This is a genomic window from Rathayibacter sp. PhB179 (assembly GCF_004345345.1).
Classification (GTDB): domain Bacteria; phylum Actinomycetota; class Actinomycetes; order Actinomycetales; family Microbacteriaceae; genus Rathayibacter; species Rathayibacter festucae.
On the sequence record NZ_SLVD01000011.1, the window covers coordinates 181,692 to 188,977 of the forward strand.

Sequence of the window (7,286 nt, forward strand, 5' to 3'; positions counted from 1 at the left end):
CACTGTGCGCCGGAACCCGCTCTTTCGTGAGGGGCTAGCGCGTAGCCGGTTCCGCGTGCACGGGTCCGAGCATGCGTGTGTCAGCGGTCTGCGCGGGCGACGTCGGTGGTCGTTCCTAGCCTGCTGTGCAGGCTCGATCACCGGATCGTGGCTTTTCCGACATGGAAGGACCATCGCTGCTCTTGGGCACGCTGCACCACGGATCCCTACCCGTTTCCTTCGCCTTCGGCGACCGTGCTCTGGCGCATCTACAGGTCGTCATTCTCGCGAAGCTGCGCCGAGGAGAAGGCTTCGGATTCCACATTCCCGCTGACGCAACCCTCGGGCGGGGTCGGCTCACGCTCTGGACCCACCCCTCCACCCCTTTGACCTTCACCATCCGCAACACCGCCGAGGTCACCATCAACGCGGCCTGGGTGCGTGCGCTGATGGAGGAAGCGAACAGCAACCGAGGCTTGAGCTTGTTGCCGGAGTCGCCGGCCGACCCCTCCACGTCGTGATCGACGCGTCGGCTACCAGGGAGATGGAACCACTGGAAGGGGGATGCGGGCTCTTCGACATCATGATCGAGTAAGAAGGTGGAACTTTCACCTCCTTCGATCCCCGATGACGCTTCCAGGGACCAGGCTCTGCGTTCGATTGTCTACTCCAGCCGCAGCGCGACCGGCTTCCAGGACGTCGACCTTGCCGACCTTCTCGCGCAGAGCCGCACCAACAACGAGCGCCTCGGATTGACCGGAATGCTCCTCTACCGCGACGGCCGCTTCCTGCAGCTCCTTGAAGGCCCGACCGGCGTCCTCGAGGAGCGCATGAGCGTCATCGCCACTGACCCCCGCCACCACGATGTCCGTACCCTCCTGTCTGAACAGCTCACCGGTCGGCTGCTCCCCTCCTGGACGATGGGCTATCCCACCGTAGGACGGGCTGAGATCGACGACATCCCGGGATACCGGCGCACCTTTGAGGACCTCGATACCGATACCGACTCCAGCTTCACGCTCCCGGCTCTACGCGAGTTGATTCGCTGGTTCCGAGACCGCACGCACTGAACCGGACGATCCCGACCTCATCTCAAGAAGAGGAGCGATTGCGTGCCGCATGACACTGGTGACCTCCACGGGAGAATGACGAGCACGGGATCGACGGTAAGCACGATCTCTCGAACGGCGGCGTAAGTCGGCGCGGGCTGACCACTGGACTGGGTCTCTGCGATGGTGAGCCGGTGCGGTGCGGCCGAGCTTGGGTGTAGCTCTGCGAGCGCGAGGTGCTCGTCGAACTTCGACGGTTTCCATGCCGCGCCCCAGTTGCCGCGCATCTCGTCACGCGGACCTGATCTGCCGCCTCCGACGTCTACCTGTCCATTTGAAGTACAGGAGCCGCAGCGCCAAGTCTCAGAAGGGGGCGAAAGGAACCTCCCTGCGTGCGCTTCGACCGGGTTGCTTGACGCCGTTCCGGGGCGCGCCCGGACCACGAGGCTCTGTCTGGCCTGGCTTTCACGCCCGGGCCGTACCGGCGAGCGTCGAGGTATCAGGGTGCTGGTGGAGACGTGAATCGTCGTGGGTGGGTGGTGAGTCTGACCGCCGGAAGCGCCGCGAGGTCGGGGGAGACGAGTCCGATGACGTCGGAGTAGTGGTCGAGGGACTGCTGGCGCAGGAAAGACCAGCACTTGAGCGACGCGGGCCGCCCACCGAGGGGGAGGGGGGCCGCTTCTACGACGATCACCGTCTGCGAGCGGTGAAGGATTCGGGTGGGGATGCGGAGGTCGCGCCCGTTGACGGTCCAGTTGGAGACGGCTCGGAGGCGCCCGTTAGTGGAGTCCAGCCCGACGGTGAGCACGGTGGTGAAGTCCTCGGATACCGCGCCCATCCCGATCTGGAAGTCGGTGGTGGCGCCGTCGAGGATGAAGGCGACGTCGAGCCCTCGCCGGTGGCGGATGGTGAACGTCGACACCAGACGACCGCGTCCGAACTCACCCGCCTGGTCGTAAGCATCGTGAACGTGTTCCTGCGCAGTTCTGTTGTCCACGGGCACCTTCTTCGTCGAGGCGCATCATCTCCGATGAACCGACGAGAGCCTAGACGCAGGTGATGCCTCCGGACGTCGTCATTCCCCTGTGTCACGACAAATTTTCGATCTCGGGTGCATGGGTTGACGGCTTCGTGGTGTGGTGGCTCACTGGGGTGTGATGTGGCGCGAGGTTCTGGACGGGGTAGTCGACATAGCCATGGCGGCGACTGATCGTGTGCTTCTGCGTGACGTGGAGTCGCTCGCGGAGGGGCTGGGAGCGGCGGGATGGGTTCGTGGGTTGCAGGGCGGCCGGTGGCGGTGGGCGTCTGATGCGTCCTGGGATGCCCGATCTGTCGGGGTCGATCCGGCGCTGTCCCTGTTCTTCTTCGGGTCGGCCGAGAACGTGTATCCGGCGGCTCAGGATCTTGTCGCTCGTTTCAAGGCGAGGGGCCTGCGTCGACAGGGCGTTGATGCTTCGTGGATGACGTGGACTGGTCGCGGTTGCCCGGTATCGCCGACCTCGGGTTACCACAGCGACTGGGTCCTGTGGAACGGGCGACATGCTGCGTTGTCGTTGAACGTTCGGCCCGTTGATCGTGCCGATCCTCATCCGCTGCCCGTCTACCTGAATTTGCGGATTGAGCGAACTGACGTTTTACCTGCATCCACGGGGTTGATGTCAGTCGATGCGGGGTTGGTGGCTCGGGAGGGGAGTGATCTTGCTCGGTGGTATTTGGCTGGCGATCCGAGCCTGTCACCCGTGCTGTTGAACCTGTTGCGGAGGGATCCTGATGCGGCGGTCGCGGCGGCTGCCCGCGCGGAGGTGCGTCGGCGTCAGAGTAGTCGCTAGTTTTCGCGTGCTGCCGTCTCGGTGATTAGCTGTTGGGAGAGGGCGAGGTAGTCCTTCAGCTGGGTTTCTGTGCGGTGGGAGGCGAGGTCCGCGGCCGTAGCGGGAACGAAGATCCCGCTGGTCGAGCACAGCAGGACGCCGGAGCGGGCGAGTCCGATGGCCGTGTTTTCATCAAGCAACCAGACGTTCACGCCGGTGGTGTGGATGCTCTCTCGCACTTCTCGTCGGCGTCGGCCGATGTGGCGGACGACGTCGGTGCGTACGCTGACGCAGCTCACCGTCGCTAGGTCGCGGCCGATACTGCGCATGACCGCATCGGAGAGCGGGCCGGCCGCCTGTTCAACCAGCTGCTTCGCAAGCTCTACCGCAGTCATGCTCTTCTCTGTCTTTTGGAGGTGAAGCCAGCACCGGTAGCGGTGCTACCGGATCAGTGGTGCGTCGGCTGGTTGGTCGAGGTTGAGGGTGAGCCGGCGAAGTTGTTCCGCAGATTCGTTTTCGATGCGTTCGAACTCCAGCTGTCGGATGCGGGCGACGGCGATGAGCGCGAAGGACCCTGCGTCGAGATCGACGGGGAGGAACTGTCGGGTCTCCATGTCGGTGGCGAGTTTGTGAAGGTCGCCGTGGAAGGTGCAGATCAAGCCGTCAGGCGAAGGGGTGTCATCGAGGAGCACGATGAGTCGGAGCACGATCCCCACTAGCTTCTTCCCTCAGGGGTGCGGTCGAGGCCGGCCTAGTGATGGCCCCCTCCAACACAGAGTCTTCGTGTCAGCCGTCGAGTTCCGCAGTGGCGAGGCCGTAGGTGATGTCCGGGTGGTCGACGCCGGCGTACATGAATCCGAAGGGGTTGTCGCCGCCGACGATCGCGTTGTAGACCCCGGTGACAGTGAACTTTCCGGTGATGGGGTCGATCGGGACGGTGGGTCCTTCGTCGCGACGCAAATCGACTCGGTTCGGTGAGGGGGTGGAGAAGCTGAGGATGACCGTGTCGGGCAGGGGTCCGCCGGTGACGGCGACGGTTCCCGTGATCGCCGGGAAGAGGACGTGGTCGCCGCTACGGGTTCCGCGGTATTGCACAGGATTGAAGTTGATGGAGCCGGAGCGCGGTTGTGGGTTGGTGACGCTGATGCTGGCGGTGCCACTGGTGTAGCCGTCGGCGGACGCAAGGACTGTCCCGGTGCGCACCGCGGAGGGGCAGGTCACACCGGACACCACAAAGGTGCCGTCTTCGGCAACGGGGACCGAGTTGGGTCCCGCGAAGCCATCGCTGTAGGTCAGCAACAGCAGCGCCGGGTAGGCGCCCGTCGAGCTCGCGGAGACGGAGCCGGTCAAGGCGATGTAGCCCAGCCCGGAGGGGTTCACGTACTCCGACGGAGAGAGGGTGATCGTCCTACCGGTGGACGCGGCGACGGATGGCGTCGCGACCGCGACAGCGACGACCGGCATGGCCCAGGCCGTACCCTTAACGACCTGTCGACGTGTCGTTCCCGAATTGACGTCGGACATGAGTTCCCCTTCGTGGTTGAGTGAGATCTGTATAGCGTTTGGTACAACCCAGAACGACTCGAAGCCGTCGGAGTGCGATGAGCCTGACAGGACGCGGCAATAGGCACATTGCCCTCACGGCAGAAGGCCCACGAACACGGGTGGTCTCAGCCAACGAGGTGGCGCTCGACGCGCGCATGAGGGATTGGAGGGCATCGTGCCGCGAGCGGTGACTCGCGAGACGGCCTCAGACGACTGCGAAGTCGGTCCTCAGTGCTGATGCTCTGCGCCGTGTAGTGGACGAGCTCCTGCTGAGCGTCAGCTGCACGCAGGTTGGTGCGTTGTCAGAGGTTCGCTGTTGGTGACTCGTCCGGGGAAGTGCTGACTCCGTTGACGGCGGCGAAGGGGAATCCGAGCGCGGGGAACCTCACGCGGTGCTCGTGATGGTGGAGCACGTCGGCGGCGAGATCGCTGATGTGCTGAGCCAGGGCGGGATGAATTGCGCCGGGTTCTGCGAGGGCCGCGATGAGGTCGGTGAGCGCACGGCTGGTGGGGTCGACGGCCATGACAAGCTTCTCCGATGACGAGACCCGTGAGTGTGGAGGTGGGGGTGAGCCCGACCTTCCAGGGCGGGCGGCACGGGTCTGGTGCTGGGCGCTATTCGAGGCTGCCGCGACAGTACGCCGATCACTGACGCGCCGCAGTGCCATTGACAAACGTCCTCCCGTAGGACGATTCAGCACCACGATCTTGCGTGCGGTGAGCAACCCTGTTCCCGGGGTGGTCGCACGCCGCTGCTTTTGGGATCGGGTCACAGTCATGGGAGGACGTAGGTGCGGATGTTCTCGGCGATGTCGTTGCCGTCGATGACCGCGAACCCCGCGATCGATCCGCCCGGGGCGAGGTCGAGGGTTGAGTTGGGGAAGTGGGCGAGGAGTACGGTGCCTCGAAACTCGATCCGGTTGGGGTCGTAGTAGGTGTGCGTGCCTTTCTCGAACTCGAAGGTGTACGCGGTGGCTTGGTCATGGGTGACCCGGGCGATGAAGTACTTCACGAACGTGCCGCGCGCATTAATGATGCGCAGGCCGTAGGAGAACCAACCGTCGGGCTGCTCCATCGGCAGACGGTCCCCCAGCTCGAACATCACGTTCACGTCGGCGCCCTCGAGCTCGACCCAGACACCCAGGAGCTCGCGAGGACCCGGTGTCGTCATCTCGACACCCTAGAGTCGACCGCCGCAGCGAGCACGGATCGCGAGGCCCGGAGGCGGATGACGGTCTGCCGTTGCGGGTCGATGGGACGAGGGAAACGAGTCTGGTCGCTTGAAGGGGACCCAGCTTCTCTCTCGATGGTGATGAGTCCCCTTCTTCTTGCGCGTGAGCGGGCTAGTCGGCGTCGCCGCCGGATGCGGTGTCGGTGTCGTCGTCGTCCTCGATTGAGCTTTCAGCGTCCGTGCCGGAACCGTCGGGTAGAGCGTCGACATCGGTGTCGCCTGTGTCGCCGTCTGGTGTGGTGGTGGCGTCTTCTTCGGGGTTGAAGTGGGAGCCGTTGGGGTCGTAGCCGACGGCGAGGCCGTCGGGGGAGTTGGGGATGGTGCCGTCGGTGCCGAGGCCGTCTGTGGTGTCGTGGGTGGTGCTCATGAGGGTCATCTTTCTGTGTGGAGGGCTAGAGGGTGCCGGTGGTGATGGCGTTGACGGCGTCTTCGCGCGTGGGGTACTCGCCGATGCGGAGTTCCTGCGCGTCATACGCGGTGTACGTGTCGCCGTCCTGGGTCGCGTGCCCGAGGAGCATGTTCCCGTTGCCGGCGAGGATCATCCAACTCGTCTCGCTCGTCGCGGTGACTTCGACAGGCGCCGACGCCTGCGTGGAGTGCTCCGCGGGGGTATCGCTGGTGGCGTGCTCGTCGTTCATGCGGGGAACCCTTCTGGTGTGGTGGCGTCCGGTGAAGAGAACCGGTCAGTGGGCGTCGGCGTGCGGTCGATGTCGATGACCTCGTGGCCGAGGGTCTCGGTGACGTGCTGGTGCTGGGCGACGGTGTGTATCTGTACGGTGACACGTTCGACGGGAACAACTGCCTTGGTCAGGTTGATCTGTTCTTCGTGCAGAATCACGACGAGAGGATCCGGGTGGGCCGAGGCGTCAGCGGAGAAGACGGGCTCCTCGTCGACCGCTTCCCGGGTGATGCGGATTTCCTCGTGTCGGACCTCGACGGTGATAGTGCGTTGCTCGGTCACGATGATGCGCTCGATGGTGACGCGTTCGGTCGCGTACCGCTCGGTGGAGACGTCGAGGCGTTCCTCGCGGAGGATCACGTCCGCGGCAGGTTCGGGGGGCGTCGTGCTCACGAGGAGCACTCAGGGCTGGGAGGTGTGTGCATGGTTCTCCGATGGGAGGAGTGTTCCCGCCAGTGAGGCGAGGTGGTGTCTAAACACGACTGGCCCCACTCGAGGAGCGGGGCCAGTCGTGTCAGAGGGGGTTAGCGGGGGCGGCGCGCGGTGGTCGCCGGAGCGGCCTGCTTCGCCTGGTCGGCGGCGCGCTTCGCCTGCTCGGTGACGGAGGGGGCGTTCTGCGCCTCCTGCTGGATCTTCGGCGCCTCCTCCTCGGCCTTCGTGAGGATCGCCTCCCAGCGCTGCTGCATCGGCTTGATGAGGCCGCCGCCCGCGCCGACGATGATCACGCCCGCGATGATCGCGAGCACGGCGATGAGGATCGGCGTGGTGACCGTCGTCGCGACCTCGATCTGGTTCAGGGCCGCGGTGACCCCGAGGAAGAGGATGAACACCGCGACGATGTTGCCGAGGGCCTTGCCGTAGGAGAGCCCGCCCAGAGTGTTCTGGATCAGGCCCTTGGCGCCCGCGGCGATCGCGGCGGCGAGGACGACGATGATGATCGCCACGATGATCTTCGGCAGGAAGCCGATGATGCCCTGCAGCAGGTCGCTGACCGG

General features: G+C 65.0%; 11 protein-coding genes and 1 pseudogene. 2 read left to right on the forward strand and 10 right to left on the reverse strand.

Features of this window, described 5'->3' with window-relative positions:
• Positions 1–182 precede the first annotated feature (182 nt).
• Positions 183–500, forward strand: a complete 318-nt coding sequence (locus tag EDF43_RS19595) for an ATP-dependent DNA ligase (protein ID WP_132438053.1) — start codon at positions 183–185, stop codon at positions 498–500.
• 78 nt (positions 501–578) lie between these two features.
• Entirely contained in the window at positions 579–1,049 is a 471-nt protein-coding gene (locus tag EDF43_RS19600) for a BLUF domain-containing protein (protein WP_243646365.1), read from the forward strand.
• Positions 1,050–1,527: 478 nt separating this feature from the next.
• Here the strand turns inward: EDF43_RS19600 and EDF43_RS19605 are convergent, their stop codons facing one another.
• The 10 genes and pseudogenes from EDF43_RS19605 to EDF43_RS22030 form a co-directional block, all read right to left on the reverse strand.
• Positions 1,528–1,950, reverse strand: a complete 423-nt coding sequence (locus EDF43_RS19605) for a hypothetical protein (protein WP_132438052.1) — start codon at positions 1,948–1,950, stop codon at positions 1,528–1,530.
• A gap of 903 nt (positions 1,951–2,853) precedes the next feature.
• Positions 2,854–3,231 carry a hypothetical protein gene (locus tag EDF43_RS19610; RefSeq protein ID WP_132438051.1) on the reverse strand — a complete coding sequence of 126 codons (378 nt, stop codon included), beginning with the start codon at positions 3,229–3,231 and terminating at the stop codon, positions 2,854–2,856.
• A gap of 45 nt (positions 3,232–3,276) precedes the next feature.
• The gene (locus EDF43_RS19615) at positions 3,277–3,543 is read right to left on the reverse strand and encodes a hypothetical protein (protein WP_132438050.1); all 267 of its coding nucleotides are present in this window, start codon (positions 3,541–3,543) and stop codon (positions 3,277–3,279) included.
• Positions 3,544–3,622: 79 nt separating this feature from the next.
• On the reverse strand, positions 3,623–4,360 hold the full coding sequence (locus EDF43_RS19620) for a hypothetical protein (RefSeq protein ID WP_132438049.1): 738 nt from the start codon (positions 4,358–4,360) through the stop codon (positions 3,623–3,625).
• 323 nt (positions 4,361–4,683) lie between these two features.
• The gene (locus EDF43_RS19625) at positions 4,684–4,905 is read right to left on the reverse strand and encodes a hypothetical protein (RefSeq protein WP_132438048.1); all 222 of its coding nucleotides are present in this window, start codon (positions 4,903–4,905) and stop codon (positions 4,684–4,686) included.
• A 251-nt stretch (positions 4,906–5,156) separates the two neighbouring features.
• Positions 5,157–5,552: a hypothetical protein gene (locus EDF43_RS19630; RefSeq protein ID WP_132438047.1), complete on the reverse strand. Its 396-nt coding sequence runs from the start codon at positions 5,550–5,552 to the stop codon at positions 5,157–5,159.
• Positions 5,553–5,724: 172 nt separating this feature from the next.
• On the reverse strand, positions 5,725–5,979 hold the full coding sequence (locus EDF43_RS19635) for a hypothetical protein (RefSeq protein WP_165909186.1): 255 nt from the start codon (positions 5,977–5,979) through the stop codon (positions 5,725–5,727).
• Between the two features lie 25 nt (positions 5,980–6,004).
• Positions 6,005–6,250 carry a hypothetical protein gene (locus EDF43_RS19640; protein ID WP_132438045.1) on the reverse strand — a complete coding sequence of 82 codons (246 nt, stop codon included), beginning with the start codon at positions 6,248–6,250 and terminating at the stop codon, positions 6,005–6,007.
• A complete protein-coding gene (locus EDF43_RS19645; RefSeq protein WP_165909187.1) occupies positions 6,247–6,684 on the reverse strand; it encodes a YsnF/AvaK domain-containing protein in 438 nt (145 codons plus the stop codon). The genes EDF43_RS19640 and EDF43_RS19645 overlap by 4 nt, the downstream gene beginning before the upstream one ends.
• A 131-nt stretch (positions 6,685–6,815) precedes the next feature.
• A pseudogene (locus tag EDF43_RS22030) lies at positions 6,816–7,286 on the reverse strand (hypothetical protein); the annotation flags it as partial.